Raw genomic sequence first — 18,005 nt, forward strand, 5'->3', positions numbered from 1 at the left:
CTACCTTGATGCCGAAAGGTAAGCAACTTTTCCGGGAGGGGTGTATTGGGATAGAGCGAACATGCGATAACGGGTATTAGCTCCTGATATCTATCTGCAAGTAAACGGAAAGCGGATCAGAGTTCTCTACGAAGACGAGCTACGGGTATACCGAGCTGATCCCGATACTTGGCAACGGTGCGACGAGCCACGGTAAATCCTTCGGCCTTAAGAAGGTCGGAGAGTTGGTCATCCGTGATAGGACGCTTTTTGTCTTCGGCAGAGATGAGTTCGGCTATCAGTTCGCGCACCCTGTGTGTGGAGATCTCTTCGCCATCGTCGGTGGTAGCAGATTCGGAAAAGAAGTACTTGAGCGGAAAGATCCCAAAGTCCGTCTGTACGTACTTGGTCGATGTCACACGTGATATGGTGGAGATGTCTGCTCCGATCATGTCGGCTATATCCTTGAGTATCATGGGGCGGAGGAGTGCGAGATCTCCGGCGAGGAAATATTCCCTCTGTCTCTGTACGATAGCTGTCATGGTGTCTATGAGGGTGGTATTGCGCTGGCGTATCATATCGACGAACCAGCGTGCATCATCTATCTTTTGTTTGACAAACTTGGCGGCCTCTCTGCTGCCTTTGTCCACTTTGCGCAGATCTCCGGTGTACTCCTTCATCTGGTCGGTGAAGTCCCGGCTCACGCGGACATCCGGGATGTCGGACTGGTTGAGAGACACGTTCAGTTCGCCGTCTTGTTCGGTGACAAAAAAGTCGGGAATGATGATGCTCAAGGAGTCTTCGAGGCGACTGGTGTAGTCAAGTCCGGGAGAGGGATTGAGTCGGGTGATCACCTTGATGGCTTGGCGCAGGTCTTCCTCATCTGCCTCGAGGAGGGTCTGCAGACGATCATAGGCTTTGGCTGCAAAGAGATCAAAGTGCTCGTCTATGATGCGTTGGGCAAGGAGGGTGACAGGTGTGGGGTCTTGTCTGCGTTTGAGCTGGATCGACAGACACTCTCGTACACTGCGTGCACATATCCCGGGAGGGTCGAGGGTGCGTAGGACAGACTCTATGTGGGCCAGTTCTTCTCTGTCTATATACAGTGAGTGATATATGGCAAGATCATCGAGCAGACTTTCCGGATCACGGCGCAGGAGTCCGTCGTCATCGAGACTGCCGATGACAAACTCTGCCACCTTGCGCTCTGCTTCGGAGAGAGAGGTGAGCAGGAGCTGGGCACGGAGGTTTTCCTGAAGAGACTCTTCGTCGGCAAATGGGATGTCTGTCGGTGAGATCCCTGATGCGTTTTCTATCTGTCTGAGCTTATAGTCGGGGACATCGTCGATGTCGGCATAGTCGCCGAGGACCATCTCCTCTTCCGTGATGGGAGCGGCTTCGTCAAGGGCATTGTCGGGGGCATCGGTCTCCTGTCTTTCGACGCCTTCCTCAAGGGCCGGATTGTCCTCAAGCTCTTCTTTGATGCGTTGCTCAAGCTCCGTAATTGGGAGCGTGATCATCTGCATGAGCTGTACTTGGCGTGTGGAGAGCCGTTGGGCAAGTTTTTGTTTGAGTGTACCTGCGTGTTCTGCCATGAGGAAGATTCAGAATGGATAACCTATCGCAAAGTGGAAGGCAAACCAGTCGTTGGAGTCAAATGTGTTGAAATACTTCTTTCTGTCTTTGAACGGTGCGTGGAGAGCTACCCCCGCATCGAGACGGAGGACGAGATAGCTGAGGTCGTAACGTATCCCAAGGCCTGTACCGAGAGCGATGTCTTTGGCCAGATCTTTCAGCTTGAACGCTCCTCCGGCACGGTGTACATCGGGGCGGATGAGCCATACGTTGCCGGCATCAATGAAGGTCGCGAGCTCGAGACCTCCCAAGACTCTGTAACGGTACTCTACGTTGGCCTCAAAGCGCAAGTCTCCTGTCCTGTCGAGGAAAGCGTACTGATCATCAACCTTGGGTATATATGAACCGGGACCTATGGAGCGTACGTTGAAGCCTCGGATACTATTGGCTCCTCCTGCATAAAACTGCTCTGTGTATGGGGCTACATCGGCATTGCCGTAGCTGTACACCGCTCCTCCGAAAAATCGCGAGGCTATCTGTGCATGTGGCCCGAAGCGGTAATTGTACCTCAACTCCAATGTCCCCTTGACAAACTGGGCATAGGGTGCACCGAGGATGTGGAAAGGACGCCGGTCTTGGGGCTTCCCTTGATGTAAAAGCCCGATGAGGTTGCCGGCCTCGGATATGTTGGCTTCGATACCGAAAGCATGATGGCTGTCGGGATCGGACTTTTCGTAGGCAAAGAGATAGCCGGCTCCTGCTATGAATTGGTTTTGAAATGCCAGACTGAGGATAGGGTTGTCCGCAATAATACTGTCAAACCTTTCTGTCCTGCGCAAGAGGTGGTTGTAGGCCAGACGTGCAGGCGTGAAGGTATGGCGGAGGCCTTTGGTTGGTTCAAACTGGTATGAGAGTGTGCCGGCAAACTGACCAAGGCGGTAGAACTGTCCTCGGTTAAGGAGTTCGCCCGACAGTGACAGCTTTGTGCTGGCAGGGTAGAAGTAGGTTGTGTTCATGATCCATGGGAGGTAAACCCTTGGCAGAGTGAGCGTGGAGGACAGACTGAACTGGTAGCTGTTGATATCCCAACTGCGTCCGCCTGATCTCCTATTGGTCTCCCACTCGTAGCTTGCTCCTGCCGAAAGGCTCAGGAGTTCGCCTCCTCTGAAGACGTTCTTTTTACTTACGGTAAAGGATAGCCCGGGGCCTACCTGGTTGTTGCTCTTGGACTTGAAGGTGGCTTCGAGCTCGGAGAAGTACGGCTTGTCGACGACAGAAGACAGCGTAACGTTGAGCCAGTTGTCGATCGTATCCATGGGGGTGTACGCGACATCTGTGTAGGAGAATGTGTTGAGATACGACATCAGGGCTGTCGTCCTGTTTTGGTAGCTCAGGTTGTAGAGATCTTCGTAGTCTATGCGTATCCTCGGACGGAGGACATCGAGCTTGACGGGTGGAGTGCCGTTGTAACGGAAGAGGATCCCCCGGTACATCACACTGTCGGTCAGAGGTCTCCCTGTGCCGTCATGGAGGTTGTATGAGATCTTACCTATACGCCAAGGCTGGTAGGCTTGCGGTAGGGTCTTTTCGGATAGTGCTATACGCAACTGAACCTTGCCCGGCACTTTGACGGTATCTGCTGTGTAGATGATATTGTTGGCCTTGAAGAAGTAGTATCCACGGCTGCGTAGGAGCTCTGAGATACGTTCACGTTCGCTCTCCAATTTGGTCACAGAGAAGTAGTCTCCTTTCTCTATGAGCCTTTCTTTTGGGGCAAAGAGATCGACAGAGTCGAGTGTCCGGATAGGGATGTTGAACTCTATACTGTCGTACACATAAGGTGTGCCAAGCTTGATCTGGTATCCCACCTTTGCCTGCAAGGAGTCGTTGGCTTTGGGCAGGACGTATGCATCGACATCGGAGTGGAAGTAGCCGTTTTCCTCCAAGATACGTGTGGCTATCGTCGCTCGTCCTTCGGGATTGACTGTGGAGATGAATTTGGGCTTGGTACCGAGTGTTTTGTACAACCAACGGCCGAAAAAGGTCGAACTGTTGTTGAAGGTCTTGTCGAAGTAAAATCCATAGGTGAAGGGGAAACGAACGCCCAAGAAATACCCGTTGGGCTTGTAGGAGAGCATCGTCTTTACCTCAGAGAGGACTTCGGCTTCGTGTCTGCCTCCTTGTTTTTCCTTGACCTTTATCTCCTTGACTCCGAGATAAAACTGCTCGCCCTCCGGTATATAAGGATGAGGCGAACAAGCACTTATCATCCATAGGAGTGCAATCAGGGTTATGATGATTGGACTATTGCTACGTATCATAGAGCTATTGCTTTGTAGGTGGGTTGGTAGTACTTTCGACCTTGAGGGGGAGCTGAGGTTGAGGACGACGTGCCTTGAACTTGAACAGATCTCCGAGTCGTGCCATGCGCCTGCGTAGGACATAACCGATACCTGTCTCGATGACTTCGCCGTCAAGGAGGTTTTCGTAGTTCTTCTTGTGGAACAGTCTGACATAGTGTGTCCCAGCCTTGTCGAGGCGGTAATCTATCGACATGTTGTTGATAAACGATTGTCCCAATCCTCGTGCCTGATTGCCTGTCTCTACTTGTCCACCTACGATGACGTTGATACGATCGTTGTAAAACTTCTTGGCGATACTGTAAGAGTAGTTGGTGCCACGACCGGTCTCTGCTGAAGTCCCTTCAATACCGAAGTTGATCTCCGCATCGAGAGCTTCTCCCACAAGAGAGTTGAGCTGAGATGCAAGGAGAGATGAGAGTGTGGCATTGACGTCAAAGCCTGTCGTCGCAGGGCCTTGAGATCCGAAATACATACCGGTAGCCAAGAGCATTACTGCCTGTCGGCCTCTTTCTTCCTCTGTCATGGCCATGATGTTGTTGCGCATGGAGAGGTCTTCCGGAGTATCCATAGTGAAGAGGAGAGACAGGTTTTCGACGTTGTTTTTTGCAACGATGCTCACATCGAAGTTTACCTTTCGGGCTGCTTCTCCATTTTTGGCAACATCTGATTTGATGCGGGAAGTAGCTTTGAAGTCCACATTGGGGTTCATTATGTTTCCGGACCAGGTGACGCGGCTGTCCTTCTCTACTGTAAACTTACGGCTTATCGGAGGGAAGTTGTAGTAGACATAGCCATCCCTTATCTCAAATGTGCCGTTGAGGCTCATCATCCCGTACGGAGGCATGGAGAAGTTCAAGTCTCCACCACCCTGTATGTAGGCTTTGTTGGCCTCGTCCTTTGTCAGTATGGCTGTTGCGCGTAGAGCCGGGTCTATATGCACGCCGAGCTTGATGTTCATGCCCCCGAGTGAAAGACTGTCCACAGTCGCCTTTTTCGCAACAAAGAGCGTGTCGCTGAAGTCTGTAAACTCTATCAAGCCGGTGAACTTATTTCTATTCTCCAACGGGCTGTCTTGTGCGACGTAGGTTATGTTTGAGTTCCCATTGATAGATACATTGCCGGTCACGTTGAGAGCACTTGCAGAGCCTCTCAAGCGGATATCTGCATCAGCACTTATCAGACCGTACACCATCGTCTTGTCCGTGCGTTTGGAGTCGAGCAAGAGCATATCCGAACCCTTGAGAGTGAGGTTCATCTTCATATCGTCATTGAGACGTACGCTTCCGTTGGTGTATAGTTTGGCGTTATTGTTGGCTTCGAGCGCAAAGTTGTCAAAGCGCAATATGTCATCCTTGATGTGTATCTTTTTGTTGTCGAGCCTGTAAGCCTCATTGATTTTGGGGATGAAGACAGACGCACTGTCAAAGAATACTGTCCCGCCTATGGTTGTGGTGCGAGTCGTCTGTATATCCTTCGATGTATCATAGTTTTCTATGTCCGCATTGAGACGACCTTTGAGTTCGATCATGTCTTTGGGCAAGAACGGATTGGCTTTTTCGAGAGGAAGGTCATTTATCCGTGCATACCATCTTGCCTTGGCGTTTTTGGCCGTTGGGATAAATGCTTCCGAAGAAGCTACGAGCGAACCGTCAAGAGCTACTTGTGCTACTGCGTAAGTTCCCGTCTCTTTAGGTCTTGTGTGCCCTGCCATGATGATAGAGCCTACTTCTTTTTTGTCAAATCTGAAGTCATTGAGACGCAAGAATGCTGTATAGTCATTGATGTCTCCTGTCTTTATCCAGTTGGCCTTAAGGTTGATCAACCCGTCCATATCGGGTACAAAGGAGAGGTTCTTTATCTTTTCGAGACTGAAGTTGTTGATGGCCAAGGTGAGGGTATCGCTGGCACTTCCCGCAGCTGACTTTACGGATATCCCCGACTCATCTTCTGCTTCGAGATCAAGATCTGCCTGTATACGCATCCTGTCGTTGGCAGGAAGTCGTACATAGTTGGCACCCTTGACCGCAAACTTGTTGTATGCCAATATCTGAGGGTCGGGGGTAAAGCTGAACTTCAGGTCATTGTTCGGCATCTTGGTCATGTCCACACCGAGTTGCAGGAAGCTCTCGTTGTTTCTATCCTGTATCTGAGTGAAGGCCTCGGTACGATGCACATTGGTGGTCAGTGACAGCATGGCATTGAACGGCTGCTGATCCTTGAACTTCTCCTTGTGCACTGAAGCCACAGCATAGAAGAACGAGGAGTCCTGGCGTATCACCGCGTCCATCTGATCGACTCGGAAGTCTTCCTTTTGGAAGTGATCCACAAAGACCTCGCCGGCAAGCCCTTTGTCTGTCGAAGTCCCGATCTCCAATGAGAGCTTTTTCCAACCCAGGTACAACTCATCGAGATAGGTGCGTAGAGGATTGGAGCGTCCCATGGTCAGGGTCAGCTTCATGTCAGGATAGAGTTTGATCCACGGAGATATGTCTGTGATGCCCGTCGTATCAGCGCTGAACTTCGCTATCTCTTTGGACAGTTTGTCCACACGATTGAGGAAGTCTTTCAGTCCGTTTTTAGCAGAGAAGTCAAGGACAAGGTCTCCGGACTTGACGCCCGCATTGAGAGAGTCTTTGGAACTCCCCGCGTTCATGTAGATGTTTGTCGGGCGGATAAGTCCCTTATCTGTTGAGATGTGGGCATTCTCGATCTCTCCCACAAAGCTGTAATACTCATCAAGGTCACTACGCAGCGAACTACGCAACTCCAAAGAGGCTGCTTCCAAGACTCCGAGTTGCAGGCCTATTTGCGAAGGTATTATTGTGTCAAGCAGGATGTTGACGCTTGCTACAAGGTTTTTCTCCATCAGTGTGGCATCGACCTGAGCACTTACACCAAGGGCTTCGTTGGGGCTGTTGATAGCCGCGAAGAGTTGGTGATTTTTCAGTTCGGACAATACCGTGATATTCTTGAGCGAAGCCTGCATGTACTCTATCGAGTCCACTACGAGGTAAAGGTTGCCATACGTATGAGGAGAGAAAACATCCGTGCCACGCCCTTCGGCAATAAGATGCGCACGTACCAACCCTATCGTATCTCTTGGCAAAAACTGTCTTATATCGAAGTCTATCATGCTTACATTCGCCTTGTAAGCCTTGCTTTTAGGCATGAAGTAGCCCTCGGCCGTCAGCACTCCTCGAGGTGTGATGATCTTGGAGTTGGTAGCCATTTTGTTGGCCGAATACTCCACATACCCATCCATGGTGAGCTTCTGAGGTATGCGCCAAGTTGTATTCTTTATCCCAAGCACCCCGAGTGTCTCCATGACCTCGCCGGTGGTCGCATTGATCTTGACCTTTGCCGAACGACGGTCTTGCATTATTTCGTTGAATGTCCCATCTACTCTCAGGTTGATGAGCTCTTTGACACTCATGTCTCCACGCAGGCGGAGGGTACTGTCCATGCGCCCCTTGCCCATCAGAGCAAGACGCATGGGTTGTTTCGGTAGCTCTTGTTCGGGCGCAAAAAATCTCTTCACCTCATTCAGGTATATAAGCCCCCTGAGAGAGACGTCCAAGTCTCCCAAGCTATCCGGCATCCAACCCTTGAACGGTATGCGAGCGTCTCCCGACAGGTAGCTCGAGTTCAGTTGTAGATCTATGTCTTTGATCTCAAACTCCTTTTCGTCCTTGTTCACTTCGGCACTGAGCGATCTGAGCCACCACCCGTCATAGGTCTGGAATGCCGCATTTCTGACCAGTCCCGACATATTGATGCTGTCATAGTGCGCCTTGTGCAGGTCTATCTTGACAGACCAAGGGGTAGGGAGCATGTCGAGTTTGGGGCCTGCTGTATAGATATTTCCCGATAGGAGGATATCCCGAGCACGATAAAAACCGTGTTCCAGATTGATCTCCCCATTAGCCACTTTGGCTTTGATGATACTGACATCGACGATGTTGGTGTCCGGATGCATGGCAAAAGCACCTCTCACACGCTCGATGTCGATCTTACCGATGTAAAATTTCAGTTGTGTCGGCTGTTTGACCGTATCGGGTTTGACCTTGGTCGTCGTATCTCCATAGAATACATACACATCCGCATCTGCCAGATGAACGTTGCTGAAGCTCATCTTGGACTCCTTGAGGTTGATGCTTGCATTATGTACCTCGAATTCATCGATATTTCCCTTGATCCATAGTGTAGAGTCTGCCGTGCGGAAGTCTACGATGGCACCTGAGAGCATGGTCGAAGATACAGGTATATCTCCCTGAAACAGGGGAGCTATTGGAATGTCTGCTTCGAGGTTGGAGACGTACGCGATCGTATCTCCCTGAGCTGAAAGAGCAAGGACATCTCCTATATCCAGAGTCAGAGGTAGTTTCAGATGAAAACGCCCCACGGAGACGTTCCATCCTGTTGCTTTGGATACCTGTGTCGATACCAGATCTATCACTAAGTTCTGTACCGGAGGCAGGTAGAGCAACCCCACAAGTATAGGCGGAATGAGCAGGATAAAGAGTACCACTCCGAGGATCCACTTCCACGCCCTGTTGCGACGCTTCTTGGGTGGTACAGTCTCCGGTGCAGTCTCTTCTGCCTTATTGTCTTTATTCAGTATATCCTTATTTTCTTCCATTTATCCTTAGCTTCTTACTGCACTCAGGTCTGTCGTCGATGAGGACAAGAACTTCTGCAACTCATCCGCATTGACATCTGCCAAGATCTCTCCTTTGTACGCCACCGACATCTTACCTCTCTCCTCCGAGATGATGATGACTTTGGCATCCGTGAGACGAGCCATGCCCAGTCCCGATCTGTGCCGTAGCCCCATCTCCTTGGGCATATCTACGTTTTGCGCCACGGGCAGGATGCACCCTGCCGAAGCCAGACGATAGTTGCTGATGATGAGAGCACCGTCGTGCAGAGGACTGTTTTTGAAGAAAATATTTTCGATCAGTCGGGCATTGACATCGGCATTGATGATTTCGCCCGTATGTTCATAAGGGTCGAGGTCTATATTACCCTCGATGACGATGAGAGCACCGCTCTTTTTCTTCGCCATATTGACGCACGCCAGGGTCAGCGAGGCGATGTAGCTGGCATCGATCTTTTCGACACCATCGTCCTTGCCGAACATGCGTCCCAAAAACTTCCATCTCCCTCTCGAGCCCAAGGCATTGAGAAACCTCTTGATGTCATCTTGAAAAAGGATCACGAGGAGGATGAAACCCACGCCCATGAACTTGTCGAGGATAGCCCCCATCAGACGCATGTCAAAGAGTCTGTATATCACCACCCATATGATGATAAAAGAGATGATGCCCGTAAACAACGTACGGCTCCCCGAGGTCTTCAAAGCCTTGTACGTGTAGTACAAGAAAAGCGTCACGAGGAGTATATCTATGAAGTCTTTGAATGAAAACTGTATCCAATCCATCTTAGCACAACGATATAGATGTATTTATACCAAGGCTAAGTTACGCAAAATAATCGAAAATACCTCTCTATCAGCAGGTGTTACGCTATGTCGCAGGCTTAGATATCAAGGGAAAAAGGCATTGGGTTAGAGCCAATGCCGGAAATTGGGATTTGTGTTATTTGTACCCTGCTTTACTTGTGATCTTGTCAGCTGAGAAGTTTGTAGACAGTGAAGAAAGTATTGAATAGTGAATGGATCAATGTGATTGTCCAAAACGGATGTCTTTTTATCCGCACGTGGTACGAATAGATCAGGATCAATCCTACAACAAAAGTATAGATGATATAAGCCACCGAATAGAAATGTAGTAGCGCAAAGAGTGTTGCCGAGATCAAGAAAACTATCCAAATGTTTTGCTTCAGGTACGAAATTTTGGTCAATCCCCAATATGGCAATTTCTGAGAAAGAAGAGTCTCCACCATGGGGATTATTATGATGGCGGAGATGTACTCAAAGGCTGTATTGACCTTTGGAGGTTCTGTTATGTATCCGACGTCAATGCTGAAAACATGAATAACGGCATTGAGCAAAGCCCACCATACAATGTGGCTTGACAATGATAGTATTACAAATACGATTGTTGGTGTCTTTGACAACCAATCTGAAATCTTTTGTGTCGTCATGTCTCTTTTAGATTAAGTGTGGTCGGTATTGTTCTGTAAGTGTAGATTGAAGTGGGATATCTTTGCGTTCGAGTGGTATGAAGTGGGTTTCGGGGTGGTGTCGGGATAGGAAGGCGCGGAGGTAGCGCTCGGTTTCTGCGGTGATTTTTTCGTCGGTGGAGATGCCTTTGTTGTAGACGAGGGCAGAGAGGGTGATGCCTCGTTTTGTGAGGACTTCGAGGGAGAGTAGCGTGTGGTTGATGCTGCCGAGTTTGGCTGTGGTGACGAGGATGACAGGAAGTTGACGGTCTGCAATGTAGTCGACAGTCAGGTATTCTTCGGTAAGGGGAACCATGAGGCCTCCTGCCCCTTCGATGAGGACCTTTTCGTACTTCGTGAGGAGCGTTTCTGTCGCTCTGCCTGCTGTCGAGAGATCAAGTTCTTTGCCGTCCAGCGCAACGGCCATGTGTGGCGAACACGGATAGGTGTAGATCAGCGGACAAGTGAGCCTCGACTCGTCCTCTTCGGTGAGTGGGCGTTGTTCTATCTTGCGGTGCGTAAGGATGTCGTCAGAGACTCCCTCGCATCCCGTCTGGATGAGCTTCTGAGTGATACAGTTGCTCCCCTCGGATAGGAGTCGGGCAGACAGTGAGGCTGTCGCTACGGTCTTGCCGCAGTCGGTGTCTATTCCGGTGACAAAGTACACTTTTTCGGGCAATAGGGTACTGAGTCTGTTTTCGTCTGATTTGGTTAGGTTATATGTGTTGTCGTTCATGATCAATTTCTTCTTCAATGTTCACCGTAGAAAAAAAGGTTGTCTAACTTGACGTCACAAGTTAGACTGATTGATTTGTCAAGGTAGGCATCTTAATTTTGAAGGTTGTACATCTTTTCGTATTTCCTCATTTTGTGTTATTTGCGAGCAATGCCGATGATGGCATGATAGGTGAGGGGAAGTGTCCCATCGGAGGTGTGGGTCAAATCCCTGTAATGGGCATCTGCTGCGGAGATCTTGGCGGATGTCCATGTGGTGGATGAGCTCACGGCATTGACTCCTGTGAGTTTGAGGTGTCGGAGGACAGATAGAAAGTCAGGGAAATATAGTGTATGCCTCATCTCTTCGACATGGATTTCATCGTAGCCCGCAAGCTCCAAGCGGTGTCGCACGGTCTCGGCGGAGTCGTAGTTGAGTCCTTTCCCCGTGACTTCTTTCAGTTGGTGCAGGTTGTCTTGTCCGTAAGTGCCGAAAGCCAATATCCCTCCCTCTGTCAGGTGTCGGTAACTCTTTGAATAAAAGGATGTGGGATGCTGCCACCACTGTATGCAGGAGGCTGCAGCGATGAGCGCAAAGTCTTCTTGCCAGTCTGTTGTCTCGGCATCGAAGGCTGAAAACTCCGCTTTGTCCCCCACTTTTTCTCTCAGAGGGGCTTCCATATCGGGGCAAAGATCATTGAAGAGGAGTTGGTGTGAGTCTCCGAACTTCTCCCACAGGTGTCGGCTCAAAAACCCTGTGCCACAGCCTATCTCGAAGATGCGTCCCGATGGTACTTCGGTCTTTTCTTCAAGGAGGGCGGCTATCCGATCAGAGACCATGCGCTGGGGCGATGCCTCCTCGTCGTAGTAGGAGATGGCCGATGCAAATCGCTTGCGTACGAGGTCTTTGTCTATCAAAAGAGTTGTTGCCATTCTTTAAACAGTGTAAATGGATAATGTCCCGTGCTATCGAGGAGTCTTACCTCTGTGCCGAAGCGAGACCAGTAGTTTTGCTGGTTGTCGGGCGGCACGATGAGATCTTTCGTACCGACATAGGCGTGTTGCCAACGGAGGTGTGGAGGTGTGGCTTCGAGACCTTTCACTTGGGTGTGTACACTGAGGAGTTCGGCCTTGAGGTCTTCCGTACTTCGGGCCGAAAATGATTGATACAGAGCCAAGAGGGACTTGCCTCCGCACATCCTTCGGTCAAAACGTGCACGGTTCTCGTCATTGAGACCCTCGAGCGTACCCTTGAATATCAGGTCGGGGATACCATAGTCGTCGTGCATGGGTAAGGGAGTACCGTTGATGGCTACTCCGTACGTACCCGCAGGAAGGAGGTGCGCCAGTCGGTCTGCAGCCCACACGCCCATCGACCATGCCATGACTATGACTTTTTGGTAATCGGATAGGGAGGGTAAGTCCTTATCATCGAGATTAGTGTAGTCCCAACAGGTGCAGTAGTCCCATCCGTCCGGTACGCTGAGGTGTCGGACGACTTCGGGTGTTGTCCCCCAGCCGGTGAAGTAGATGAGCAGATTGTCGGCAGGACTCGAGGAGTCGTGTAGATATAATCGGGTATTCATAGGGTAAAGAGGTTATGGAAGATCCATTTCGTGCTTCAACGAGATCAAGTGGTCACATAGGACGGATAGTTCGTCGATGGTCATATCCGCAGAGAGCGAGAGTCGGATGCGCTCCTGTCCCTCCGGTACGGTCGGTTTGCGTATGGGACGGACATAGTAGCCGAGGTCGATGAGTTGATCGGCCATCTTTGCGCATCTGTCGTTGCCGGGTACGATGATGGGGATGATCTGTGAGCAGACGGGCATGCCGAGGCGTACACTCATGTAGCTCATGAGCTCTCGGAGTTGTCTGCGTCTGTCATCCATCTGCATCATTTTCTTGAACAGATGTGCTCCCCAAGCTATACTGATCGGGGGCAAAGCAGTGGAATAGATAAACGGACGCGCGGTAGAGATGGCAAGGTCTCTCAGTACTCCCGGCTGGAGAGAGTAAGCTCCTACCGAGCCTAAGGCCTTGCCGAGCGTGCCCACAAGTATATCGACATCTGGGAAGACCCTTTCTTGCACCGATAGTCCCAATCCTTTGTCGCCGAAGACGCCTACGCTGTGGGCTTCATCGACATAGAGAAAGGTGTTGGGGTATGCGTGCTTGAGTTTGACGATCTCTCTCAATGGCGCAGGATCTCCGTCCATACTGAACAAGGCTTCGGTAATGATCCACACACGATCGTAACTACTTGCTTTGTCTTCCAGTATGCTATGCAGATGCGCCATATCGTTGTGGCGAAAGCGTACGAAATCGGACTTGGAGAGCTTGATGCCCTCGATGATGCTTGCGTGTACGAGCCTGTCTGCCACGATAAGTGTATTGCCGTCGGCAATGACGGGTATAAGTCCCGAATTGGCATGGTATCCACTGCCCCACACGAGAGCAGAGTCTGCTCCGTAAGCTTCTACGAGCAGGCTTTCGAAATCTACGTACGCTTTGTCATTTCCGGTCAACAGCCGAGAGGAGGCAGAGGTCCATTGTAATGCCCAAGGGTCAAAGCCCTGACGTAGATTCGAGTGGTCACTGAGGCCGAGATAGCCGTTTCCCGAGAGATTGAGGAGAATGCGGCCACCGAACGAAACATATTTGCCGGAGAGCGAGAGTTCGGGCAATGTCCGCTCCAACCCCGCAAGGCGGAGGGCCGATACTTGTTCGTCGTAGTGTGTGTACTTATCTTTCATCAGTCCGGATAGTTGTTGATGACATGGGTGAGTCCGGCCGTCAGTGCGTCAAGCTCTGCATCGGAAATGATTCCGAACGGAGGCATGATATACACCAGCCTGCCGAAAGGCCTGACCCATATACCTTGTTGTACAAAGAGAGGGATGAGCTTTGCCATGTTTACGGGTTTGTGCATTTCCAAGACACCGATAGCTCCGAGGCACCGCACCTCGGCAACTGCAGGATGAGCACTCAGGGGGGGCAGCGCTTGTCTGAGTTTCTGTTCTATCGTTGCGACCCTCTCTTCCCAAGGAGAGGAGAGCAGCAAACCCACGGAAGCAGCTGCCACAGCACAAGCCAGGGGATTGCCCATGAACGTAGGGCCGTGCATAAAGCATCCTGCCTCTCCGCTGCAGATCGTGTCTGCTATCTCTTGGGTGGTGGCCGTTACGGCGAGCGTCATATATCCTCCGGTGAGGGCTTTGCCAAGACAGATGATGTCGGGCGTGATGTCTGTGTGGTAGGTGGCAAGTAGTTTTCCCGTGCGCCCGAAGCCGGTAGCGATCTCATCAAAAATAAGCAGTATGCCGTGATGGTCTGTGAGAGCTCTCAGTCCCTTGAGATAATCGGGATGATAGAAGTACATGCCTCCTGCTCCTTGCACTATGGGCTCGACAATGATGGCTGCAATATCGGAAGCATGACTGTCAAGCAGTTCCCTCATCGGGTCTAAGCATCTCTCATCCCAAGGAGCGTCAAATGCCACTGAGGGTCGAGGCACAAAAAACTGTATGGGTAGCGAACTGCCGAAAATTCCGTGCATACCCGTGACAGGGTCGCAGACGGACATCGCGTGCCAAGTGTCGCCATGATAACCGCTTCGTATGGTGGCAAACTTCGTCCGCCTCTTTTCTCCTTTGGCTATCTGATACTGCAGAGCCATCTTCAGAGCCACTTCGACGGAAACCGAACCGCTGTCTGCGTAAAACAGTCGGTCAATGCCAGGCGGTAGGACTTTCTCTACCAAAAGTTGTCCCAACTCCACGGCAGGACGATGTGTAAGTCCTCCGAACATCACATGAGACATCTCTCGAGACTGGCGGTGGAGGGCTTCGTTGAGCACGGGGTGGTTGTACCCATGTATCGTCGACCACCACGATGACATGCCGTCTATGAGCTCTGTGCCGTCTTCGAGATAGATGCGTGCGCCCACTGCGCGAGCCACAGGATAGACGGGCAGAGGATCGATGGTCGAGGTGTAGGGATGCCACAAATGAGTGCGATCCCACTGCAGGAGTTGGTCTGTCGTCATCATTGCCAGGTGGTAGGGGCTGAGGTATCGTAGTTCATTTCTTTGAATAGTGCCATGTCTTCCTTGGTCTCCGAAGCTACTGTGGTGAGGAGGTCGCCGGTGATAGCCGCATTGACACCGATATACAGTGCTTGCTTCTGGGTCTCACGGTCGAGCTGACCTCTCCCTCCGGAGAATCGGATGAAGGCTTCGGGGTTCGCAAGTCTGAACATACACACGGCAAGGAGAACTTCATCGGGTGTCAGAGGGGGGACATCTTGTAAAGGTGTGCCGGGTATCGGCTGAAGTATGTTGAGCGGTATGCTGCGGATATCGAGAGAGGCAAGGTAAAGAGCAAATTCCGCTCTCTGTCTGCGGTCTTCGCCCATCCCTATGATACCTCCGGAGCACACTCTCATGCCGACTTTTTTTGCAGCTTTGAGGGTCTCCTCCTTATCCGCCTGAGTATGGGTGGAGCATAGTTTGTCAAAAAATGAAGGGGCACTCTCCATGTTACAGTGGTAGGTCTCCACGCCTGCCTCTCGCAATGGGCGTAGGGTCTCCTCTGTCGCAAGACCGAGGGAGGCGCAACAAGCCACACCGCTATTGGCTTTGATGTCTTTGAAGATACGTACGTAGCGATCTGTCTCTTTGAGACTTGGCCGGCGTCCGCTGGCTACGAGAGAAAATCTCTTGACACCCATGGACTCGTTGTGGCGAGCTTGTTGGGTACACTTCATAGGCTCAAGGATGTCGTAGGTATCGCATCCGGTGGAGTAGTGCGCACTTTGGGCACACCATTGGCAGTCTTCGGAGCAGAGGCCGCTTTTGACGTTGATGATCGTACAAGTGTCAAATCCGTCACCATGTAGGGTGCGGGTCAATCGGTGGCAGGCCTCATAGAGATCTTTGCGCGGTGTGTTCTCAACGACGGCGAGGAGTTCGTCGATGTCGTTGATGCGGTAGCCTGATATGATGTTGTCGATTAGGTTGTTTATATCCAATGTCTTGTAGAGTTTATGGTTGAGTGGGTGGGGGAGGCTTTGGCGTCTCTCGTCCTCTGCCTCGATATTTTTGTCGTCCCAAGGGCGACGGTTGCCTTGTGCTTGTCGGGATATTTCCCGATGTGCTTGCAGACGGCTTTTAGGGTGGAATTTTCCGAAGTCGTACAGTCTGCCTCGGAAATGATATGTCTAAGGGTGAAGATCAAGGTGGGCATATTGATTTGTCAAGTTAGTTAACTTCTTTCTTCACCTTCACTAACTTTTTTCCCCTTTTCGAGGAGGCTCTGTTGAAGAGAGTTACGGGGGAATAAAATGCAATAAAAAACCGGGGTTGCCTTCGTGGACATCCACAAAGACAACCCCGGTCATATCTATCTGACAGACCCTATCTCGGCACTTTCCGATGTGGAGCGTGCAGGCAGGAGGAGAGCGGAAGCAAGGGCTTCCTGCTGATCGAGAGGAGATGCCCACTCGTCGTGAGCATCTTTGTCTCCTTGTCTGCCGCCATGTCGAGGATGCGTGCCGCAACGATAAGCCTTGCCCTTGACGCTCTTGAGCGATAAGCGTTCGACTACATTAGAAGCAAGATGCCCGATAGTCACTTCTCTGCCTATGCTGTGGAAAGTCGCCGAAGAACGACGGCTCCATCTCACAAAGCGGAGAGGACGTGGCGTTTGCTGCAGTGTTGCGGATTGCATCGTAGAGCCCTACTCTTTTTGTCAGTTGTCAATTACTTCGTGTGCTGACCTGTCACTCTGTTGAGCCACTTCACCATTGAGAACATGATGAACATAGAGATCACACAGACGATGACGAATACCGACCATGTAGCCCAGAGAGAGATGTTCTTGTAGAGGATAGCACCGATGAAGAGGAGCTGATTACCAAGACCTGTCGCGAGGAGCCATAGACCTTGCATCAAACCTTGGAGCTTAGGAGGAGCCACCTGTGATACAAACGAAAGTCCAAGTGGGCTGATGAAAAGCTCAGCAATGGTGAGGACAAAGTATGTCCCTACAAGCAACCATGGTGAGGCAAGGAATGGGTGGAGCTCTTCAGGGCTCATGTTCTTCGCTTCGCTGAGGAGTGGAAGATCAAACGAACCAAGGGTCATGATCAAGAATCCTACCGCTGCAAGTCCCATACCGATGGTGATCTTCATAGGTGTGGTGATGTTGAGACCACGAGAAGCCATGAAGCCAAAGAATGCAAGTACCAGCGGAGCGAGAGTTACTACAAAGAATGGGTTGAGACTCTGGAAGTGCTCAGGTGCCAATGTGAAGTTGAAATGCTTGCCAAGGATTGTGAAGTCAAAGTTTGGCAAGTAAGTGAAGTCCTTGGCAAAGAGCGTAAGGGTAAGACCGTTCTGGTGGAAAGAGAACCAGAAGAAGATAACAACAGCCATAACCGCGCTGAGAGCGAAGATACGTTGTCTTACTTCTGCAGGATCCATATCCCTGACAGGTTCTGCTTCTTTTGCACCGGCCTTGACAACCTTTTGTCCTGGATCTGGGAACTTTTTCTTGTTGGTGATGAAGATCACGAGTGAGATCAACATGGTCACGATAGCTACTGCGAATGAGTAGTGGAAACCTGTGTTGAAGACATCGAGGTAAGATGCAGCAAAGTCACTGAGAGAAGTGCTGAGACCACCGATGGATACCTTGTTTGCAAGTTGCTCGAAGATCGCGCTTTGCTCAGGAGTGATGTTGCCTTCCATGTATCTGTGGCATAGCTCGGGGAGCTTAGCATCGTATGTGAAGTTGTGTGCGTTGAGCCACTTTTCACGGATGACAGGTGCTACGAATGGCGCAAACATCGAACCAATATTGATAAACATATAGAACAATGTGAAACCGGCGTCACGCTCCTTGTTTGTGTAGTCCCCGCGGTCGTACATCTGACCGACAAGAGCTTGAAGGTTACCCTTGAAGAGACCGTTACCGAATGCGATCACGAAGAGAGCAAAACAAGTGAAGATAAGCATCATTGTCTTGTTGTCCAACGTAATCGTTGTAGGGATAGACAGGATGGCATAACCAATAGTCATGAAGACCAAACCTGCAAGGATAGTAGTCTTATACTTGCGTGTACGGTCAGCAACGATACCACCGATGAGTGCGAGTGCATAGATACCGAAATAGAAGGTCGAGTAAATAAGACCTGCTTCAGACTCTGATAGACCGAACTTTGCGCCCAGGAAGAGCACGAGGATAGCCA

The 18,005-nt window shown here is 50.7% G+C and carries 13 protein-coding genes; all 13 read right to left on the bottom strand.

Annotated elements, in window-relative coordinates:
* Positions 1 to 116 precede the first annotated feature (116 nt).
* Entirely contained in the window at positions 117 to 1,574 is a 1,458-nt protein-coding gene (gene rpoN, locus Q4A14_RS07065) for an RNA polymerase factor sigma-54 (protein ID WP_303171003.1), read from the bottom strand.
* Between the two features lie 9 nt (positions 1,575 to 1,583).
* Positions 1,584 to 3,875, bottom strand: a complete 2,292-nt coding sequence (locus tag Q4A14_RS07070; protein WP_303171005.1) for a BamA/TamA family outer membrane protein — start codon at positions 3,873 to 3,875, stop codon at positions 1,584 to 1,586.
* Positions 3,876 to 3,879: 4 nt separating this feature from the next.
* Positions 3,880 to 8,556 (bottom strand): translocation/assembly module TamB domain-containing protein, encoded by a 4,677-nt coding sequence (locus Q4A14_RS07075; protein ID WP_303171006.1) that lies wholly within the window; start codon positions 8,554 to 8,556, stop codon positions 3,880 to 3,882.
* A gap of 6 nt (positions 8,557 to 8,562) precedes the next feature.
* Complete coding sequence (locus Q4A14_RS07080) at positions 8,563 to 9,357, bottom strand: diadenylate cyclase (RefSeq protein ID WP_303171007.1); 795 nt, start codon at positions 9,355 to 9,357, stop codon at positions 8,563 to 8,565.
* Between the two features lie 188 nt (positions 9,358 to 9,545).
* Positions 9,546 to 10,022, bottom strand: coding sequence for a CPBP family intramembrane glutamic endopeptidase (locus Q4A14_RS07085; protein ID WP_303171008.1), 477 nt, complete (start codon positions 10,020 to 10,022; stop codon positions 9,546 to 9,548).
* 7 nt (positions 10,023 to 10,029) lie between these two features.
* Positions 10,030 to 10,776 (bottom strand): dethiobiotin synthase, encoded by a 747-nt coding sequence (gene bioD / locus Q4A14_RS07090; RefSeq protein ID WP_303171010.1) that lies wholly within the window; start codon positions 10,774 to 10,776, stop codon positions 10,030 to 10,032.
* A gap of 137 nt (positions 10,777 to 10,913) precedes the next feature.
* Positions 10,914 to 11,687: a malonyl-ACP O-methyltransferase BioC gene (gene bioC, locus Q4A14_RS07095; protein ID WP_303171012.1), complete on the bottom strand. Its 774-nt coding sequence runs from the start codon at positions 11,685 to 11,687 to the stop codon at positions 10,914 to 10,916.
* Positions 11,669 to 12,340: a DUF452 family protein gene (locus Q4A14_RS07100; protein ID WP_303171014.1), complete on the bottom strand. Its 672-nt coding sequence runs from the start codon at positions 12,338 to 12,340 to the stop codon at positions 11,669 to 11,671. The genes bioC and Q4A14_RS07100 overlap by 19 nt, the downstream gene beginning before the upstream one ends.
* 12 nt (positions 12,341 to 12,352) lie before the next feature.
* A complete protein-coding gene (locus Q4A14_RS07105) occupies positions 12,353 to 13,510 on the bottom strand; it encodes an 8-amino-7-oxononanoate synthase (RefSeq protein ID WP_303171015.1) in 1,158 nt (385 codons plus the stop codon).
* Complete coding sequence (gene bioA / locus Q4A14_RS07110; RefSeq protein ID WP_303171020.1) at positions 13,510 to 14,802, bottom strand: adenosylmethionine--8-amino-7-oxononanoate transaminase; 1,293 nt, start codon at positions 14,800 to 14,802, stop codon at positions 13,510 to 13,512. The genes Q4A14_RS07105 and bioA overlap by 1 nt, the downstream gene beginning before the upstream one ends.
* Positions 14,802 to 15,785, bottom strand: coding sequence for a biotin synthase BioB (gene bioB / locus Q4A14_RS07115; RefSeq protein WP_303171016.1), 984 nt, complete (start codon positions 15,783 to 15,785; stop codon positions 14,802 to 14,804). Before bioB ends, bioA begins: the two co-directional genes overlap by 1 nt.
* A gap of 371 nt (positions 15,786 to 16,156) precedes the next feature.
* Positions 16,157 to 16,483 (bottom strand): hypothetical protein, encoded by a 327-nt coding sequence (locus Q4A14_RS07120; RefSeq protein WP_303171018.1) that lies wholly within the window; start codon positions 16,481 to 16,483, stop codon positions 16,157 to 16,159.
* Between the two features lie 32 nt (positions 16,484 to 16,515).
* A partial coding sequence (locus Q4A14_RS07125) for a peptide MFS transporter (RefSeq protein WP_303171019.1) occupies positions 16,516 to 18,005 on the bottom strand: 1,490 nt, incomplete at its 5' end.

This window comes from Porphyromonas sp. (assembly GCF_030529325.1).
Taxonomy (GTDB): domain Bacteria; phylum Bacteroidota; class Bacteroidia; order Bacteroidales; family Porphyromonadaceae; genus Porphyromonas_A.

Bases quoted from the DNA above. Each gene is read 5' to 3' on its own strand.
- rpoN (WP_303171003.1), bottom strand. From the start codon at position 1,574: ATGGCAGAACACGCAGGTACACTCAAACAAAAACTTGCCCAACGGCTC.
- Q4A14_RS07070 (WP_303171005.1), bottom strand. From the start codon at position 3,875: ATGATACGTAGCAATAGTCCAATCATCATAACCCTGATTGCACTCCTA.
- Q4A14_RS07075 (WP_303171006.1), bottom strand. From the start codon at position 8,556: ATGGAAGAAAATAAGGATATACTGAATAAAGACAATAAGGCAGAAGAG.
- Q4A14_RS07080 (WP_303171007.1), bottom strand. From the start codon at position 9,357: ATGGATTGGATACAGTTTTCATTCAAAGACTTCATAGATATACTCCTC.
- Q4A14_RS07085 (WP_303171008.1), bottom strand. From the start codon at position 10,022: ATGACGACACAAAAGATTTCAGATTGGTTGTCAAAGACACCAACAATC.
- bioD (WP_303171010.1), bottom strand. From the start codon at position 10,776: ATGAACGACAACACATATAACCTAACCAAATCAGACGAAAACAGACTC.
- bioC (WP_303171012.1), bottom strand. From the start codon at position 11,687: ATGGCAACAACTCTTTTGATAGACAAAGACCTCGTACGCAAGCGATTT.
- Q4A14_RS07100 (WP_303171014.1), bottom strand. From the start codon at position 12,340: ATGAATACCCGATTATATCTACACGACTCCTCGAGTCCTGCCGACAAT.
- Q4A14_RS07105 (WP_303171015.1), bottom strand. From the start codon at position 13,510: ATGAAAGATAAGTACACACACTACGACGAACAAGTATCGGCCCTCCGC.
- bioA (WP_303171020.1), bottom strand. From the start codon at position 14,802: ATGACGACAGACCAACTCCTGCAGTGGGATCGCACTCATTTGTGGCAT.
- Q4A14_RS07120 (WP_303171018.1), bottom strand. From the start codon at position 16,483: ATGCAATCCGCAACACTGCAGCAAACGCCACGTCCTCTCCGCTTTGTG.